Genomic DNA, 20,333 nt, shown 5'->3' with positions numbered 1-20,333 from the left:
CGCGAAGGGGTGGCAGTTGTACCACCTTTTCCCAAAATGATGGCAAAACTCATCAAAAAGATATAACAAATAGGTCGGGTAGCTCACCACGAGCTACCTGATCACCCCAAGACGAATCATCCTACGATCTAATACGTTGGAACTGGAAACCGTAAAGGTAACTCGCATGGTAAGCCTGCAATCTTCTCCCACCAATACCTCTATGGACAATGCTACTCGTCGCAATCGATTGCGCCGGGCCATTCTGGAAAGCCTCGAGCGCCGGGAATTGATGGCCGCAGATGTGTTGCGTGCAGCTTTTGCGCCGAACACGACGACTGAATATTGGCAGAACTGGGAGCAGCAGGCCAACCTGGTGCGAACGTCAAATTCTCCAGACGGCGGCGGAATCCGCGGCGAATTCAACACTTCAACTTTCCGTTGGTCCAATCCGGTTGGCGGCGTTAGCCCCAACATGGGTGACCCATCGGTTGTGACGTGGAGCATCGTGCCCGACGGTACCTTGGACGCAGGTGATGCCAATCAATCGAGCAATTTGATTGCGTTCATGGACAGTATCTACGGAGGCGGGGCAGGTCCCGTTTCGGCTCGGCCCTGGTTCCACCTCTTTTCCAATGCTTACGATCGCTGGGCGCGCGAATCAGGTCTGACTTTTGTCTACGAAGCCAATGACGATGGCACTCCCTTCGGTGGATCTGCCAACCGAGGCGTCTCTGGAGTGCGAGGTGACGTACGTATCGGCGGCCACCGCATCGATGGTAATTTTGGCGTCTTGGCTTACAACTACTATCCGTCCAACGGCGGCAACTCCGGTTTTGACGGCGACATGGTCATCGACACCACCGATGTCTTCTTCCGAGACTCGGCAGATGGACCAAACGGCGAGAACCGCATCCTCTTCAACGTCTTGATGCATGAAGCCGGGCACGGCATCGGCCTGGGGCACGTGCAACCGCTCAGTGAAACCAAGTTGATGGAGCCGTTCATTTCGGACAAGTTCCTGGGTTCACAGCACGATGATATTCTTGGCGCTCACTTCCTGTATGGCGATGACAAGGAAAACAATGACACAGTCGCCACGGCCACTGCACTGGGCGAGTTAGCCAATGGCGTAACTGCGGTAAATGATGTTTCGATCAACGCTCCGAATGACGTCGACTACTTTAACTTCAGCATACCATCGGCTGGCCGCATGACCTTGCGGCTGACACCCGTCGGCCAGCAATACATGGTTTCGCCCGACACATTGATTCCACAAGCCGTGGATACCCAGCGAAATCTCGACTTGGCTGTGCAAGTTACGTCGGCAGACGGAACGGAACTAGCCAATCTCAATGCTAACGGACTGGGCTTGGAAGAACTGATCAACAATCTTCAGTTGCCCGGCGGTGGGGATTACTTTATTCGCATCACGGGAAGCAGCGGTGCGCAGCCGCAGCTGTACACGCTCAGCATCACGATGGCGGGCATTATCGCCAACCCATCTCAAGTTCTGGGACCACGCCTGCTTTCCGTTGCTCCCAACTCGGGCGAGATCTTCAGCTTCAACAATGTCAACACGATACGCGTGTCACCCACGGAGCTAGTATTCCGCTTTGACGGTGCGAGCGACTTGGACGCATCCACCATCGCCTCAGGCATTCGCATCTTGCGCACCAATAAGGACGGTGTGTTCGGCGATGGCGACGATATCGTGGTGCAACCCGGCTACGTTGGATTTGGTGACACCAATCGCATCGTCATTGTCCGCTTTGCTTCCGCGCTGCCCGATGATTTGTATCGCATCGAAGTGATGGGCGAGGATATCCCCGCAGATAGTTTGGTCGCCATTCGAAACTTGCTGGGCGACAAACTGGTTCCACGGATCGCGGGCACGGATCGCGATCGAGTCGATTTCCGTTTGGAACTCGGCGCTCAAATCGTATCGGTGGTTCCACAACCGACTTCGCGCAATGCGTCCGGCGTCAACGTCCAAGCCAGAAATCAGATCGAGGTCTATTTCAATGATGACGACCTGTTTGCTGCACAGGTCAAGACTGGCGACTTCGCGATCAATCCAACCGTGGTTGATCCGAACTTTTACGCCTTGATCGCCGATCGCGGAACTGTGCGCAATACCGACGACGCGACCTATCGTCCGACATCCATCGAATACTTCCCAGATCGCAATCTGGCCGTTTTGACTTTTGCCAGTAACTTAGAGGACCTGGATCCGACCAGAGATACCTCGTTCCGTTTGCGCATTGGGACCAACGAATCGGCGCCTGCTGCGCCAACTATCGTCGCGCCCGCTGATCCGGCTTCGACCTTTACTTCTGCCAATACTTCACTGGGTGTCTTCGGAACAATTTCGAGCTTTGAACTAAACCAAAACATTCGTAACGCCACTGCGTTTCCACTGGATTTTCCAGGCGGACCCGATATGCCTGGCACGCGCGAAATCAATCCAGAGTCTAAGTACCTGCAGGATAATCCCGACTCTGACGTTGAAGTAGCAGTTCAGTTTTATAACTTCAATAAGACCTTGCCCTACGGTCGAAACACATTAGGCCAAGATGTCTTCAACTCGATCACCGAGCAGCAAAAGGCACGAGCTCGCGAAGTCTTTGATTTCTACGGTTCGATGTTGGGCATTAAATTTATCGAAACCGACGATTTCCAAAACAATTCTTGGACGATTGTCACCGGCGACTTGAGCGTCTTCGGTGCTGAAGGTGGGCAGGGTGGAACGCTGGCCGTTGCCGGTTCGATTCCTGCTTTGCCAGGCATTAACTTTTCAACTTTCGGTCGTGCCACCGTCGTAATGGATGCGTCTGAAAACTGGAATGACGAGTTTGGAGCTAGCGATCAAGCCGTCAAGCCCAGCTGGTTTGTCGTGGCTATGCACGAAATTGGTCACTTGATGGGCCTGGGACACGCATCGGAACAACCGCCAGGCACGACGCTGGGTGGTCTGTATAGCAACGCTACCAACGGCGGCGAAGGCAGCTACCTGGCACTGAACGGTAATCCCGTTGAGCCGGTCTTCCCAGGCGCCAACGAACAGATCAACGGCAAATACCTCTACCGTCCTGACAGCCGCGACATCGACATGTATCGCTTCGAAGTCGCTGCCGGCAAACCAGGATTGTTTTCTGCCGAAGTCTTGGCCGAACGCAATCCCAACTCCAGCTTGCTGGATAGCTTCTTGACGTTGTATCGCGAGCTGCCCAATGGCTCCCGCGAAGTCGTAGCGGTCAACGACAATTACTTCAGTAGAGATTCATTCTTAGAGCTTTCGCTGCAACCAGGCGTCTACTATTTGGGAGTCAGTGCCAGCGGAAATGCCAACTACAACCCCGAGATCAACAACAGCGGATTAGGCGGAGTCAGCGAAGGCGACTACAAGTTGCGCGTCGCTTTTCGTCCGATAGTCTCGACCACGGATCCAGCTTTGCCACGACCGATTGTTGATGTGGGTGGCAGTGCCCTGGATGGCGATGGTGATGGTATCGCCGGTGGAGTATTTGATTTCTGGTTCCATGCCGCCGCACCTGCTGGATCCAATGTTTCCGGTCAGCGCCGCACACTGTTCGTGGACAAGGCGCCAGCCACCGATCCCCTGCAACCACTGGGTTCGCTGGGTAATCCTTACCCCACGATCCAAGCCGCATTTGCTGCCGCTCAACCCACCGACATTGTTCGCTTGCTGCCTAACGGTGGTTTAGATGGTTTGGTGGACACCACCAATGACAACTGGGCTTACGAAATCGGTCGCGGCGGGCTGGGCAACGGAGTCTTGGCCGACGGCGAAACGATGGAACTGCCGCGCGGAGTAACCGTGATGGCCGACGCTGGCGTGCTGTTCAAGATGGGCGCATCCTCGATCGGCGTGGGCAGCTCGACCAGTTCCACCGATCGCAGCCGAGCCAACTTGCAGTTGCTTGGTACACCTGAGAATAGCGTGTACTTCACTAGCTACAACGATGAGTCGATGGGAGTCGATACCAGTTCGCTGGTAACAACTCCGCGAGCTGGCGATTGGGGTGGCGTCATGTTCCGCAACGCCATCGACCGGGCCGAAGGTCGATTCGACTCAGAATTGTCTGGTCGATTCGTGAACCAGGTCAGCTTTGTGAACATGAAATTTGGTGGTGGTCGAGTCAACATCGACGGCCAGCAGACTGTGGTCAATCCGATTCATATGGTTTCGGCCAGACCGACGGTTATCAACAGCCTCTTCACCTTCAGCGCTGATGCGGCAATTTCAGCCGATCCGGACAGCTTCGAAGAAACTAACTTTACGACCAACCGTTATCAGTCCGACGCAGCCTTTACACCAGACTACAACCGTGTTGGACCAGTAATCCAGCGAAATACCCTGCTGAACAATTCGTTGAACGGTTTGTTCGTCAAGGTCGATACCCTACCGGGCCAGCCTGCCAAGACGTTGACGGTCGCCGGTCGTTTTGACGACACGGATATTGTCCACGTTATCAGCGATGTGCTGACAATTAGTTCAACGCCTGGTGGACCACGCCGCGAAACTACTCAGCCTTCGTTGAACGTAGTTAACCTGGTTGCCCAGACTGTCGCCAACGGTGCATTGACCGCTGGCCAGTATAACTATCGCATGACCTTCGTTGATGCCAATGGAAATGAAGGTATCGCCAGTACGCCGACTCAGCAATTGACTTTGGCGGGAGCCTCTAACGCTATTCGCTTGGATGCCATTCCGGCGGCTTCATCAGGTTTCGTAGCTCGTCGACTCTACCGCAGCTTCAACGGCGGAGCGTACCAACTGGTAGCTGAGATCGATCGTAGTACTTCGTTCTACATCGACTCTTCGGCAGCCAGAGCGACCGTGCTAAATCTTACTGCCGCGATCAATCGCGCACGCTTGGATGCGAGCCTGGTGATCGATCCGGGCACTCTCATCAAGATGTCTGGTGGCCAGATCATCACCGGCGTGGGAGCGAACTTCATCGCTGAAGGTACAGCTGATCTGCCAATCATTTTCACCAGCCGCAAGGATGACCGATATGGTGCTAGCGGCACATTCGATACGAACAATGACCAGGCCACCACAGTACCCGTGGGCGGTGATTGGGGTGGTATCTACTTCGGACAAACCGGCACTGGGTCGATCGACAATGCCCTGATCACTTTCGGTGGAGGTGTCGTTTCAGTAGGTGGTACGTTCGCTGGTTTCAATCCCATCGAAATCCATCAGGCTGATGTGCGTGTGGCCAACACGATCATTGAGCGAAACTCCCAGGGCACTGGTGGCCAGGCTGGGTTCAATCGCGTCGGGTATGGCTTCAACGAGCCGGCATCGGTTTTCGTTCGCGGCGCTGAACCAGTCTTTGTCGACAACGTGGTGCAAAACAATTCCGGTGCGGCCATCAGCATCAATGCGGCTGCGATGAGTGGCAACACGGTTCGCGATCTGGGACGTCAACGCGGCCAGGCCGATCGTCGGGCTGCGATCACTGAAAACAAAGGCCCGTTGTTCCGAGGAAACTCCTTTGGCGGCAACGACAGCAATGGTCTGGTTGTACGTGGTGAAACGATCAACTCCGAAAGTATCTGGGATGATACGGACATCGTGCACATCGTGTACGACGAAATCGTGATTCCCGATTTCTACATCTATGGTGGCCTGCGATTGCAGAGCAACCCGAACGAGAGCCTGGTGGTCAAGCTTGGACGCAACGCTGGTTTCACCAGCACCGGTCGGCCGCTGGACATCGATGACCGCATCGGTGGTACCCTGCAAGTGCTGGGTACTCCCGGCTTCCCAGTCGTTCTGACCAGCATCAGCGATGATACCATCGGTGCTGGCTTCAATCCCTCTGGAGGATCGCAGGTCGATGCCACCAGTGACGGAAATGCGACTAGTGGAGCGCGGGGCGATTGGCGAAGCATTCGCATCGACAAATACAGCAACGATCGCAACGTCGATATTACAACTGAACTGGAACCAGCTCAATCAACCGGGGCTGGAGTCAATGGTCGTCCAAGCGTAGCACAAAACTTGGGTGAAATTGCGCCAAACGAAAAAGCCGGTGATGATCGACTACGACTGGGCGCCACTGTAATTGGAACCATCAACAATCCTGATGACGTCGACGTGTATTCGTTCCAGGGAACGGCCGGTACGCAGATTTGGATTGATATCGATCGCACCGATGCCAGCTTGGATACCATTGTCGAACTAGTGGATTCCAATGGGACCATTATCGCGCAAAGCGATAACAGCTTCGATGAATCACGCGGTGTGCTACCACTGTACAAGAACGCTGCTCTGATTTCGGCTCATCAAGTTAACTCGATGCCGCAAGACCCGTTTGCACCGCGTAACACAGGCAATAGCCTTAGCAACACTTTCAGTGATTTCTATTCGACCAACCCACTGGATGCAGGCATGCGTCTGGTGCTGCCGGGTGCCTCAGGTGCCAAGAACACCTACTTCGTACGTGTTCGCAGCAGCAATATTGACTCGGCCAATCCGGGGGCCAATCGCGCGGACTTGCAAGACCCAGCCAAACTGGACAAGGGCAAGACTGAAGGACAATACCAGCTACAAGTTCGTTTACGCGAAATGGATGAGGTGGCTGGCTCGACTGTGCGCTATTCGGACATTCGCTTTGCCACCACCGGCATTGAAGTGCTCGGCATGCCTGGCCACTCCAACATTGCGGGTGAAGCCATGGAACCTGCGTCCATTAACGACGCAGTAACGCAAGCGCTGAACCTTGGTAACTTTGGCAACACCGATCGAGCCGCCTTGAGTGTGGCTGGTGAACTGTCGACCGCTACGGATGTGGACTGGTACAGCTTTAACATCGATCAAGACTCGATACAGTCCGACGGCCTGGCCCAGCACTTGTCGACCATCATCGATGTCGATTACGCTGACGGCCTCAGCCGCGCCAACACGACTCTGTGGCTGTTCTATCAGCCACCAACTGGCGGCGCCATCCGCCTGGCGTACTTCGGTACCGATTCGAACGTGGCAGACGATTTGGGTGCACCGTTGCAAGGCACCGACATGGACGATCTCTCGCGTGGTTCTGCCGGCTTGTTGGATCCATTCCTGGGCACACAAGAACTGCCCTCTGGTAACTACTTCCTGGCTATTACCAGCAATCAGTTAATTTCCGACTACATGAACCAGTTCGAGCGTCGCGACGCCAGCGGCAATCCACTGGTGAGAGTGGAGCCGGTCGACTCTGTTCAGCGGATCGCCGAAGACCGCTTTAATGCTCCCACGGATACCACCAGTAATGGACCATTGCAAGTTGCGTTCTCTGGCAACGCAAACTCAGTGCCCATGACGCTGGGCAACGTTCCACTGTTCGTGCTCTCGGGCGGCGGAACTGAGTTGCAGACTGTCAGCGCCATGACCGGTGCAATTACCGGTACCTTGGCACGCTTTACCGGCACGCCTATGCAAGACCTGGCGATGCGTAGCGACGGTCAACTGTACGCTGCCAACGAAGTCAATGGCAATCAAACCGATGCCAATACCGGCGTTATCTATACGATTGACGAAACAACCGGCGCAGTTGGCACAGCAGGCGCCACGGGCATTAGCACCTATGAAATCGATCCAGCTGCCAACCCACCCGTTGCCGCGCAAGCGCTAAACACCAACGGAAACCGGGTGGGTAAAGGTATGATCGTCTACGGTCTAACCTATCCACAAACGGGCGCAGTGGGCGATCTGTTCCTGTACGCCGTCGGTAGCCGTGGTGATAACGACCCACAAAACTATTTGGGAGCCTTGGGGACCACTGACGCTCGGAACTACGTTTACAAGCTTGATCCGGCCAGCATGGCCGCGACCAGCGCACCCCAAGCCGACCGTACAGATTTGGCCTTAGCCACTGGTGGCGGTACGCAAATCGTCGAACGTGGTTACATCAATACCCGACGCGACATTTCGCAGAACATCCAGTACCAAGCGGTCTCGATGTCAGCCGCCTCGCCAATTAATGCTCCTTCGCTGTTGCCCGGCGATCGCATCACGCTGGTAACCCCTACGGGAACGCGCGTCTTCGAATGGAATGCGACTACACTGTCGGCAACTCTGGTAGCCGATACTCAAACCCAAGCGACGCAGTTCCCAACCGTCCCCGCCAACTTCTTCAAGGACGGCATGCATTTCGATATTACAAATGCAGCTAACGTAACGCAGACATTCGAAGTTGATACCGGTAGTGTCTTGGTCAACCGTTATGGAACAATTTCTGGTTCTTACGATACTTCCACATTTGCGATTACACGGCCAGATGCAACTGTAGATACGTACGAATTTGACACCAACAACGCCTTCACCGCGGGCAACACCCAGATTGCAATCGATGCCGCCAATGACAATCGGGCCACGATGACTGCCAAGATCATTGCCGCCATCAATGCCACCGGTGCCGGGGTGTATCAAGCCATCTTGCTACCGGGTACAGATCGCATATCGATCACCGGTGATGATGGCATTACGCTCAGCACGCCCACCACGGCTATCAAGAACCCGCTGGTACTCGATCAAGCCTTCATCAACCTCTACGATCCGACGACGCTGGGCGTCGGGCAGTCCTATGACGGGGCTACGTTTACGTTGATGGATAGAAACCTGAATCAAATTACGTTTGAACTGGATTTCAACAACAACGGTGTTGCACCAGGCAACTCCCGCATCGCCGCCAGTCCAGCCTTCACGCGCACGCAATTAACCAACGCGATTATTGCGGCCATCAATGCCCCCGATCCGCAGATTGTCGCCAATCTTCCCGGTGCAACTTGGCTGGCTAGCGCCACGCGTCAAGCCACGACCAATATGATCAACCTGGTCAATTACGAGGGATTGGTCGCGACTTCTGCAGACACGCCGACCATCATTAACCCGTTAAAGATCACGGGCTTCCAAGGCAGTTCGATCGGCGGCACGACACAAACAGTGTCGGTCGAAGAGTTCTACACGAATTTGCTCGACAATCAGGTTGCGCCTACACCGTCGACGCCTGGAGCCATGAATGAAATGGTCACGGCGATCGGTGCGTTTCTGAATACGACGCCTGATTTGAATCCCGTATCGAGCATCGGAACTCGCTTGATACTCGACGGTGCCACCGGTGCGGACTTCACCGAAATTTCCACAGTTCAGTTCAGCGTGGCCGGCGGCGGCGGAGGCGTTACGCAGTTGAACTTCGGCTTCAACGATTCGGCGGCAACCTTGAACGCGCGCTTGTTAGCAGCTGTTCAAGTGTTCGAGCCCGGCGCGCTGCTGATGAACGACGGTTTCGTGTGGGTCCCAGGCTCGTCGAATTTCAATTCGGCTGGTACCAATGACCGCTTGGACAACCCAGCTCGGAACGCACGATTGTCGACTCCCAATTACACGTTTGTGACCGGTCTAACCATGATCGGTGGCAATCAGATGTATGCCGTCAGCAATACGGGTGACTTGTACCGTGTGGGTACTTCCTTCAATAGAGACAGCAGCAATAACGCTGGCGACTTCATTGATACAATCTATAACCCGCTGACCCGAAACCGTGTCAGTTTCGTTGGGGTCACTGCGGGTCCATTGAACGCTGAAAACGGAAACCTCTCCGATATACTCTTCGGTATCGATGCCTTGGGTGTGCTGTACGCGTTCGATACCCAGGGTCGTCCAGCTTTCGTCTTCGAAGATGCACAGTGGTTTGTGCAGACCAACGTCAGCAATCCCACAGGCCTGGCATTCTCCAATCTGGATGTGAACTTGTGGCACCAAACTGGCTTGCGGGATACCGATGCCGGCCACGGTGTTGAAATCGCTCCTGATGGCAGCCGAATCGATCGTACCGACGGCGGCAATAGCATGTACTTCGGTTTCGAAGACCCGCAAAATGCCAACCGACAATCCGGTGACTGGACGGGACTGCGCAATCCAACTGCGGTGCCCAACACCACTTTCCCCGCCACGTACAACACGTACGATCTGGCCGGTGGTGCCAGCGGTTCGATGATCAGTAACAACATTGACTTGAGCGGTTATTCGCCTGGCGACAAACCGATCCTGTACTTCAATTACTACCTCGACACCGAAAAGGCCAACGCCAACAATCCTGCGGACAACAACTTCATGCGGGACTCCTTCCGCGTGTTTGTCAGCGGCGATGACGGTGAATGGAAGCTACTGGGAACCAACAACTCAGACTTTGATGATCAGCGTTTCAACGCCAATGACGAGTTCGATTATCCTCAGTGGGGCGATAACGCAGCCTACCAGGTTAACGAGCTGTACGACGTCAATGAGGTCTTTGGTGGCCAAACTGCGCCTAACAGCTGGCGTCAAGCCCGTCTGGATCTGAGCCCGTTTGCTGGTGACAAGCTGGTGCGCGTCCGCTTTGACTTTGATACCGGTGCCAACAAGAACATGGGACCGACCGGCTCAGGTGGCATTGAACTGCATTCAGTTCCAGGCTACATGATCCCTGACAACAACAAGGTATTCTCGATCAACAACTTGATACGTGGTGGCCTGACCACCTTCGAGTTCGACTTCGGACTCATGTTGAACATTCCGTCCGGTCGTGCCATAACCAACGGTGCGCAGTTCACTGTTGATAGCGTGCAGTATACGTTCAGCACCGCAAGCAATGCGGGCAACAACGTGCTATTCGCGCCTAACGAGTCTGGTAGCACAATTGCGGCACGCTTGTTGCCCAAGTTGAACGCTCGAGGCTTGGGCGCTGTTGCCGATCCATCTTCACCGGCCCGCATCTCGATTCAGAATGCGACCAGCGGGGTCGTCCTGCCGAGCGCTTCGTTGCCTGCCAATTTCATTGCGGATCGTCCCGGTGTCGCAGGTACCAACCGGCGTGTGTCGGTCAACAAGGGTATGACTTATGACGAAGTTCGAGACGCCATTCGCCAATCGATGGCCCAAGCTTGGAATCCTGGTAGCCAGCTAACCAATACCTCGACGATCAAATTCTACGATCGCACCATTTACCTGTGGAACAAGGATATCGTTAACCCCGGTCCGTTGGGTCTAAACGAAACGTTGGCCGGCGATACTTACGGTGTCCGCGAAAGCACGAACTTGGGCGGTCCAGCCATCCAGCGCAACCTCAATAACAACTTCGTTGGGGTGTTCATTGACGACGTAATTATCGGTTTTGCCGAACGTGGTGAGATGGTGACCGGCCCGGTCGGAAACACTACTTTCTCGACGAATCCCAAACACGAACCTGACGCAACAGTCGAAGAAACCGAACAAGGTTACTACCAGGTTGAAATTCGTCGCGGCGCTACCTACGGCATCAACTCTACTGCGACCTTCCCAGAGATGGCCATTACCGGCCCAGGTACGCGAACCTTCGATCCAAACGATCGCTTGAGCCAAGAGATTTCGCTGGTTGCGCCTAGTGGTTCCTCGCTATTCGACGGACAAACGTTCACGCTCAGCGATGGTATCGATACCGTTACTTTCGAGTTTGATGACACCGCCATTACCACTGGTCCAAACCTGGGCGTGGCTCAAGGTGCTGTCCGCGTACCGTTCGTCTCTACCGACGATCCAGATACGGTCGGTCGCGCCATTCGTGACGCGATCAACAGTAGTGCCGCTCAGGCTGTATTGAATGTTACCGCTGCGATGAGCGACGGCACGGTCGTTGGCAGTAACTTCATCTACTCTGGTCTCAATACGCCATCCACCTCGCGCATTGTCAACTTGCATGGCATGGTCGCCGTGAACAATCAGGCTGGCTCCAATTTCTTAGGCGTGCCGGCTACAACCATGACTGGGTTGAGCATTATCAACTCGGTGGCTGATGGAAATTTTGTCGGCTTCATCACCAACGGTTTTGATCTGTTCGCGTCCGATGATCTAGGGGACTCGAACCGGTTCCGTGATCAAGGACAACTGGTGATCCTAGGCAACATCATTCGTGATACCAGCACCTATGGCATTATGGTCGACGCTGGCACGCGCAACCCAGGTGTGCTGACACCGCTAACCGGTAACCTGCCACACCCAGGTTCGCCGTCGAACTTGTTCCAGTTCAATCAAGCTCAACTAGTGCCTGGCGCCACGATCAGCAACAACTTGATTTATGGTAGTGGAACCGGAGGCATTCTGTTCAGTGGCGACACTCAAAACACGACCACCCCAGACGGCGCGGTTCCCTTCGGGCGCATCATTAACAACACGATCGTGGGTCTCAACGGTAGTGGTGTCGGCATCAACGTTACCGACAATGCCGGCCCAACGCTGCTCAATAACATCGTGGCCGGTTTGAGCACAGGCGTTTCGGTTGATGCATCCAGCGCTTTGACAGTTTTGGGCGGCATGGTCTACCAAAACAACACTGCCAACACAGGCGGCGCGTTGGCCAATCCCGGTTCATTCGCGCAGATCTTGGGCCCCACGCAGCCGCTGTTCGTGGATAGCAACCGACGCAACTACTACTTGGCAAACGGCACGTTGGCCATCGATAGCTCCGTTGATTCGGTCGCTGATCGGCCTAACATGACAACCGTACGTCAGCCACTGGGCATCGCCGATAGTCCAATCGTGGCTCCTGAAACGGACGTCACCGGCCAACTGCGCGTGGACGATCCGCTGGTTAACACACCGGTGGGCTTGGGTGGTAACGTCTTCAAAGATCGCGGGGCCATTGATCGCAGCGACTTCGAAGGTCCTCGGGCTGTCATTCAGCAACCCATTGACAATGATCCTGACTTGAATGATCGCGATCGCAGCGAGACCTACATCATTGTTGAAAGTGGTTCGCTTGAGTACTTCTCTATCTTGCTGCTGGAAACCAACGGTACCGGTCCAGATGCTGGCACCGTAACGGCCAGCCGAGTGGTGCTGACGGAAAACGGACGACGTCTATCGGAAGGCGTGGACTATGTCTTTGGTTACAGTCCCAACAGCCGTACCATTCGCTTGACTCCTCTGGCTGGCATTTGGCGCAGCGACAGCGTATACGAAATCACACTCCAGAACAGTGACGGAGTACGGGTGACCTCTCGTCCGGCCGCAGACTACGTCGATGGAGACAGCCTGGTAGTGGCCGTAACATCGGGCGGAACGCGGACTTTTGAATTCGATCGCGATGGCACAGTGACGCCGGGTAATATCGCCGTACCCTTCCAGCCCAACTACACCGACTACCAAATGTCGGCCCTTCTGGCGGCAGCCATCAACGGTAGCGGCGGCGGAAGCTTGACGGCCTACCTGGAAGGCAGTGGCGTCCTGATGATCACAGGTACGACTGGCGTAACGTTGAACACCAGCTCGACAACCGCCCCGCTGGCTCTGCAAACGGTGGGAGCTATTCGCGACGTGGCTGGCAATGCACTGGCAGCCAACCGCGCGACCAGCTTGACCCAGTTCACCATTGCCATGCCCGATGTCACATTAGACTACGGAGACTCGGCCAATCCACTAACCGTTACGCAAGCCAACAACGGTGCACGACATGGATTGTTGCCGATCGATATTGCTAAACTCGAATTGGGTCAATTCGCCGATGCCGACAATGATGGTACACCAACCACATCGGCCAAAGGCGACGACAACGATTCATTAGTCCAACTGCTAACGTTGGGGTCCGCTGGAGTTCGCCTGGCCAACTCGGGTCCTGCAACGCTAACATTGCCTGCCGGTAATGCGGCGGGGTTGGACGGTCAAACCATTGTGGTGACCGATCCACTGCTGAAGTCGGCCATCTTTGAATTCAATACGACCGGTTCGGTTGCACCGGGCTCAGTGGCAGTGAACATTCTCATTACCGACACAGCAGTTCAAGTTGCTGCCAAGTTTGCGACGGCAGTCAACGGCGCTGTCCTGCAAGGTAGAGTGGCAGGTATCGCTGCCGTTGCCAACGGCGCGGTTGTTACCTTGGGCGGAACCTCCGCTCATCAGTTCAACCTCTCGGCCGCTCCAGCTGTTGTTCGTCAGTTGACCAGCAACGTTGAGTTGGAAATGCCCGCCACGATCAGCATTGGTCTGGACGGTGCTAACTTCCGCATCAACGATGGAGCTGGCAATTCGGTGACGTTTGAGATCAATCATGTTCCGACCGGAGCTCCTAGCGCCCCAGCGGTGGCAGTGGGCAGTGTAGCCATCAACCTCGATTTGTCCGTAGCCACAACCAACAGCTTCGCTCAAGCGATTGCCGATGCGATTAGCGGGCAAGTAGCGGCTCGCCGCCTGGTACTCGGTGTGACCTCAGTCGTCGATAGTAACGTAGTCATCCGCGCTAATGACGAAGACGGTGTTAGCTTCGGCAGCCTGTTCAACCGCAACTCCAACCCAGTGCCGGTAACCATCACCTCAACTGGCGCCGGTATGATCGATGCCTGGATCGACTGGAATGGCGACGGTGATTATTCCGACGTGGGTGAGAAAGTTATCTCTAGCCAACCAGTGGTAGCCGGAGCCAACGTGTTCCATGTGGCCACGCCAACCGCCGCACGCATCGGCCTGACTTCCGCTCGATTCCGTCTGAGTTCGCTAGGTGGACTACTGCCCTACGGCTTGGCCGTTGGCGGTGAAGTCGAAGATCACTTAATCGAAGTTGTCGACGGTACTCCACCGGTTGCCAGAGACGATAATTACACAGTCGCGGAAGATAATGTTCTGGTCGCAACGCCCAGCGTTTTGACCAACGACTCCGACGTGGATAATGTGGCCGCGGACTTGAAAGTGTTTGATCCCGATCCATCGACACCCAATGTCGAACCGGCTGTTCCACCAATCAACGGCACGTTAGTTCTCAGCACCAACGGTACTTTCACGTATACGCCGGACGAAGATTTCTTCGGTAACGACACGTTTGTATACTACGTCACCGATCCACGTTTGCTCAGCAACACGCCAGCCACTGTCACCATTACCGTGACACCAGTTAACGATGCACCTACCGCCTTCGATGATACGATCACGATCTTGGAAGATGCGGATACCACGTTACCCGGTTCAACGTTCTGGACTAACGATTGGCGCCACCTGCGCAACATTCCGAATGAAAACGATCAAACGTTAACACTGGTCGATGCGCAACTGATCACCGCAGCAGGCGGAACGGTCAGCGTTGTCAACGATACGCTCAACTACGTCCCACCAGCCCATTACAACGATCAAATCAATGGACCAGTACTGGTTCGATTGACGATCCGCGATGGCGGTGTGGCCGGTGGCGATGCCAATCCACTAGAATCGACTAGCACGCTGACGATTCATATCACCGCGGTCAATGATCGACCCGAATTCACCATGCCGGCTGTCTATGCGTCGACCGAGGACGCAGGCCCGGTAACCCAAGCTGGTTTTGTAACTGGCATTCGCCCGGGCCCGACTCAAGCGACCGATGAAGCAGATGGACCAGCCCTGACAATCGAAGACCAACAAGTGACCTTCGAAGTCCGCGCACTGGACCCGTCCTTGTTCACCACCTTGCCGCAAATCGACGAGAACGGTCAGTTGACCTATGAACTGAACCCTGATGTCAATCAAATCCTGGAAGATACGGCCAACAACGTCTTAGGATTCCCGCAGATCCTGGTTGAAGTAGTCGCTCGCGATACCGGGGCCGGTACTGCACCAGATGAAAATGCTTCATTGCCTGTGACCTTCACCATTCTGCCGCGCGAAATCAACGACGAACCCATCTTCACGATTGAGACTGAAGTCAGTACGACAGAAGACGCCGGCTTGGTTACGGTTCCAGACTTTATGACCGCCTTCGCGCCGGGACCAGCCAGCGCATTGGATGAGCAGTCACAGAGTCTCACCTTTACGTATGGTTTCGATACCAACGCATTCGAAACGTTATCCATCGACGAAACTACTGGTGCGTTGTCCTTCCAAGCCAAGCCCGATGTCAACAACCAAACTGGTTACAGCCTGGTTGTTAGTGTCACCCTGACCGACGATGGCACCGAAAACGGGTTACCTGCTCCCAAGTCAACGACCAAGTCGTTTACGATCAGCATCACGCCTGTGAACGACACGCCAATTTTCGACCTTCCGCAAACCTTGGTCGAAAGGCCCGAAGACAACGAAGAAGTCATTGGCCAACCCATGACTCGAATCGTCGCTTTCGCCAATCCACTGGCAGCCGGGCCAGCCACTGCGATTGACGAGACCACGCTGCCTGCTACCAGGCAAACGCCAGTCTTCGAAGTCGTCTCGAACACCAATCCTGACCTCTTCGAAGCTAGTGGCCAACCTCATATCCTGAGCGATGGCACACTGGAATTCGATACGGCCAGCAATCAAAACGGTACCGCCGTTATCGTTGTCCAGCTGACCGATGCAAATGTCGATGGATCGGAACCACTGGTATCCGCCACGCAGACATTTACCATTACGATCGCACCGGTCAATGATGCACCAGAGTTCACCATTCCTCCGACCTTCCCGGTACTCGAAGACGCCGGCGCTCGCGTCGTGCCCGCCTTCGCTACCCAACTGCGTCCCGGTCCAGACAATGCACTCGATGAAACCGAACGTTTCACTGTGAATGTGGTACCCGTCGATCCAAGCGCCTTTATCGACGCTCCGACCATCGGTGCCGACGGCACCCTGCGGTTCAGAACTGCCCAGAATATAAATAGCGATACACCAGGCATCGACTTGCGAGTTCGCGTCTGGCTGGTGGACGAGGGAACTCCGATTCCGCAAACGTCCGCCGAACAGACCTTCACGCTGCTGGTAACGCCGGTTAACGACGCGCCAACCTTCGACATTGCACTGCCTCAAGTGACAGTCAATGAAGATGCCGAACAGCTGGCTGGCACGACGATGACTCGGGTTCAAGTGGTTTCTGCCAACACGATCAAAGTCGGTCCGGATACCGCGACCGACGAGCCGCTTACTCAGTCACCCAGCTTTAGCGTGCTGACCTACTCGTCACCTGAGCTGTTTGAGATCGCGCCTCAAGTTTCGCCGAACGGCGAGTTGAGCTTCAAGACTGCCGCCAACAAGAATGGCAAGTCGGTCGTCATCATTCGCCTGAACGACGGCGGCCCCTCAACGGCTCCGGATATCAGCGTGTCTGAATCGAAGACCTTTACGATTAACATCACGCCGGTTAACGACGCGCCGCAGTTCAATATCCAAAGTGGCCTGACGGTCAATGAGGACCAAGGCCTGGTCAGCCGCCCAGGGTTTGCCACCCAAGTACGTCGAGGCCCAGTCGGTACCGATGACGAAAATGGTCAAGAGATCATTTTTGATGTCACCCCGCAAGATCCATCCGCTTTCGATAGTAACTCACCTCCACGAATTGAAGTCGACGGTACCTTGACCTTCAGGACTGCCGCTAACGTCAACTCGGCGAACAAGAACTTGGTGGTCTTCGTTCAACTAAGAGACTTAGGGGCGTCCGATGCGCCTAACGTCAACGTGTCGGACATCAAGACCTTTACGATAACCGTTACGCCCGAGAATGATCCGCCGATTCCTAATAGTTACTCGGCCGAGACGCCAGAAGACACGCAGATTGAAATCCAGGCCTTGGATATTCTAAACGGTGACGTGCCTGGTCCAACCGCCGATGAAGCGGGACAATCCCTATCGATTACTCAAGTCGAGCGGACTACGGCCAACGGTGGCACTGTTACTCCGGTACTCACCGCCGGCGTTATCACATCGCTAATCTATCGTCCTGCTGCCAACGCAGTTGGTACCGATACCTTCCTGTATGTCGTCAGCGATAATGGTACGCCTAGCCGCAGTGGCACGGGCACGATCACGATTTCCATCGCTGGTGTCAATGATCCACCTTCCTTTACCAAGGGTGCCGATCAAACGGTCCTGGAAGACATCGGTGTGGTCACCGTATCGAACTGGGCGACCTCCATACTGGCTGGTGCTCCATCATCGATTGATGAACAGAACACCCAGACCGTCTTGTTCGATGTCAATGCGACCAACGCGCTGTTGTTCGAAGTGCAGCCGACGGTTAGCTCTAACGGAACGCTCAGCTTCAAACCTGCCAAGGACGCAGTAGGTACAACAACTGTAACCGTGGTCGCCGTCGATGATGGTTCGAACGTGGGTCTCAACGTCAATCGTTCGGCTGCTCAGACCTTTACCATCACGCTCAATCCCACCAATGATGCGCCAGTGTTTACTGCTGGTGGACAAGTGGCCATCGAAGAAGATAGCGGTGCCTACAGCCAACCTTGGGCATCCTCGATCCGGCCTGCTGCTGGCCTGCTGCTCACACCACAAACTGCAACCGACGAAGCTTCGCAAGTGGTTGTGTTTGATCTGGTGGCCGATCAGCCGTCCCTGTTCTCGGTACGTCCGCAGATTTCGTCCACTGGCGTGTTGACCTTCACCCCAGCACCGAATGCTTCGGGTGTGGCAGTGGTCACTGTGGTGGCACGCGATCTAGGACCAGCCGGTCCGAACGATCAGAACACATCCGCAGTGCAAACATTGACCATTACTATCAATGCGGTCAACGACGCGCCTTCGGCCGTACCTGATAATTACACCGCTTCCGAAAATGCGGTCTTGAACATTGCTGCTCCCGGTCTGCTGGCCAATGACATCGATGTCGATGGCAGTGTCGGCCTGACGGCTGTGCCAGCCACGCTAACCAGTCGGCTGGGGGCTTTGGTTACGATCAATGCCGATGGCTCGATCAGCTACGACCCACGCGCAGTCGACGCGATGCAACGATTGGTCACCGGCCAAAGCCTGACCGATGACTTCGTGTATCAGGCTCGCGATGCCGCCGGTGCCACCAGCAGTCAAGCTACCGTGTCGATCATAGTTACCGGTGTCGATGACGCACCAGTTGCAGTTGCTGATTCGTTCACGGTCCCAGTTGGACAATCAGTGCTGCTGGACGTGCTGGCCAACGATACCGATATCGACAGCTTGATTGATCAACGCACCATCTCGATCACCAGTCTGCCTGCCTTCGGTACGGTAGCTGTTGAAGCCGGTACGGTTCGGTACACCGCCGGTGTCGGCTTTGTGGGTATCGATAACTTTGCTTACACCGTCAGAGACGCGGCCGGCAACGTTTCCAACGAAGCGCCGGTGACGGTGATCGTCAACAACGTGCCACGTGCCGCCAATGACACGGCTGTGACCACACGCAACACGGCAGTGTTGATCAATGTCCTGGCCAACGACTTCGACTTGGACGGAGCACTAAATCCCGCCAGCGTAGAAATTGTCGGTCAGCCGACGAGCGGAACTGTCGTGGTCCAAGCCAACGGCCGCGTCCAGTACACGCCAGCCACTGACTTCATTGGTCAAGCTAGCTTCAGCTACTTTGTCAAAGACACGATCGGTAGCCCATCGAACGTGGCCACAGTGAATGTGACCGTCGGCAGCGCTTGGCGCAACCCAACGCTGGAGCTGGACGTCAACGCCGATAGCTTCATCTCGCCGATTGATGCTCTGCTAATTATCAATTACCTCAACGCGGGCGGACCAACCAACCTGCCGACTTCCGGTGTCACTGCTCCTCCATACCTGGACCCAAGTGGTGACGAGCGGGTCTCGCCTCTGGATGCCTTGCTGGTGATCAACTACCTGAACACGCGCATTGGAGCCGGTGAAGGTGAAAGCCCTGTGGACGCAGCTGACCTATCCAGCCTGGCCGCACCGATGATCGTGACGATGGTTACTCCAGAGCAGATCATCGCGACCGTCGGACCTCAAATCGTTCGTCAGATCGAAGCCCAGTTGATGGAAGAACTGGCTGCCTGCCAGGCTTGGACCAGCGATGATTCGGCCGCCGATAGCTTGCTGGGTAAGATCAATTCCGCTGACACCGAAAGCGGCGACGATTCATCGCTCTTGGCGGACCTGATCGGGCAGAGCGAGGATGCGGATGTCGAAGACGTGGATGACTTCTTCGGGAGTCTGTGAGTAGGGAGGAGTAAGGAGTAAGGTGTAAGGCTTAAGACTTAAGACTTACACCTTACGAGATCGTACAGCTATTCCTCTTCCTACTACTATTCGCGGATTGCACGAGTAGGAGTAGGAGTAGGAGTAGGAGTAGGAGTAGGAGTAGGAGTAGGAGTAGGAGTAAGGAGTACGGTGTGACCGAACCTGCAATTTAGGTCGGCACCGCGCTAGTTTGCGGCACGTCAATCTTGAAGCCCGCGAACTAATAGCGCATCACTCAAAACCATGCTCGTGCTCGTACTCCTACGCCTACTCCATTCTCAGCGTTCACATCGAACATGAGCATTATGGTCTCGGTGGACTGATGACGAATTGGCCAAGTCGCTAGCCCCTAGCCAACCAGTCGAGCTTCCACCAACGCAAGGCCGGTGGAGAACAGTTGGCCATTAGTTTATGTGTAAAGTAT

At 55.1% G+C, this 20,333-nt stretch carries 1 protein-coding gene; it reads left to right on the top strand.

The genetic code is table 11. The annotated features are described in order from the left end of the window. Positions 1-202: 202 nt before the first annotated feature. Positions 203-19,888, top strand: a complete 19,686-nt coding sequence (locus SH573x_RS11485) for a cadherin-like domain-containing protein (RefSeq protein ID WP_479355127.1) — start codon at positions 203-205, stop codon at positions 19,886-19,888. The last annotated feature ends 445 nt before the right edge of the window (positions 19,889-20,333 follow it).

The sequence above is a fragment of the Rania fehmarnensis genome (genome assembly GCF_056494185.1).
Note: the sequence above shows the minus strand (reverse complement) of the source record. Positions and strands in the feature narration are given on the sequence as shown.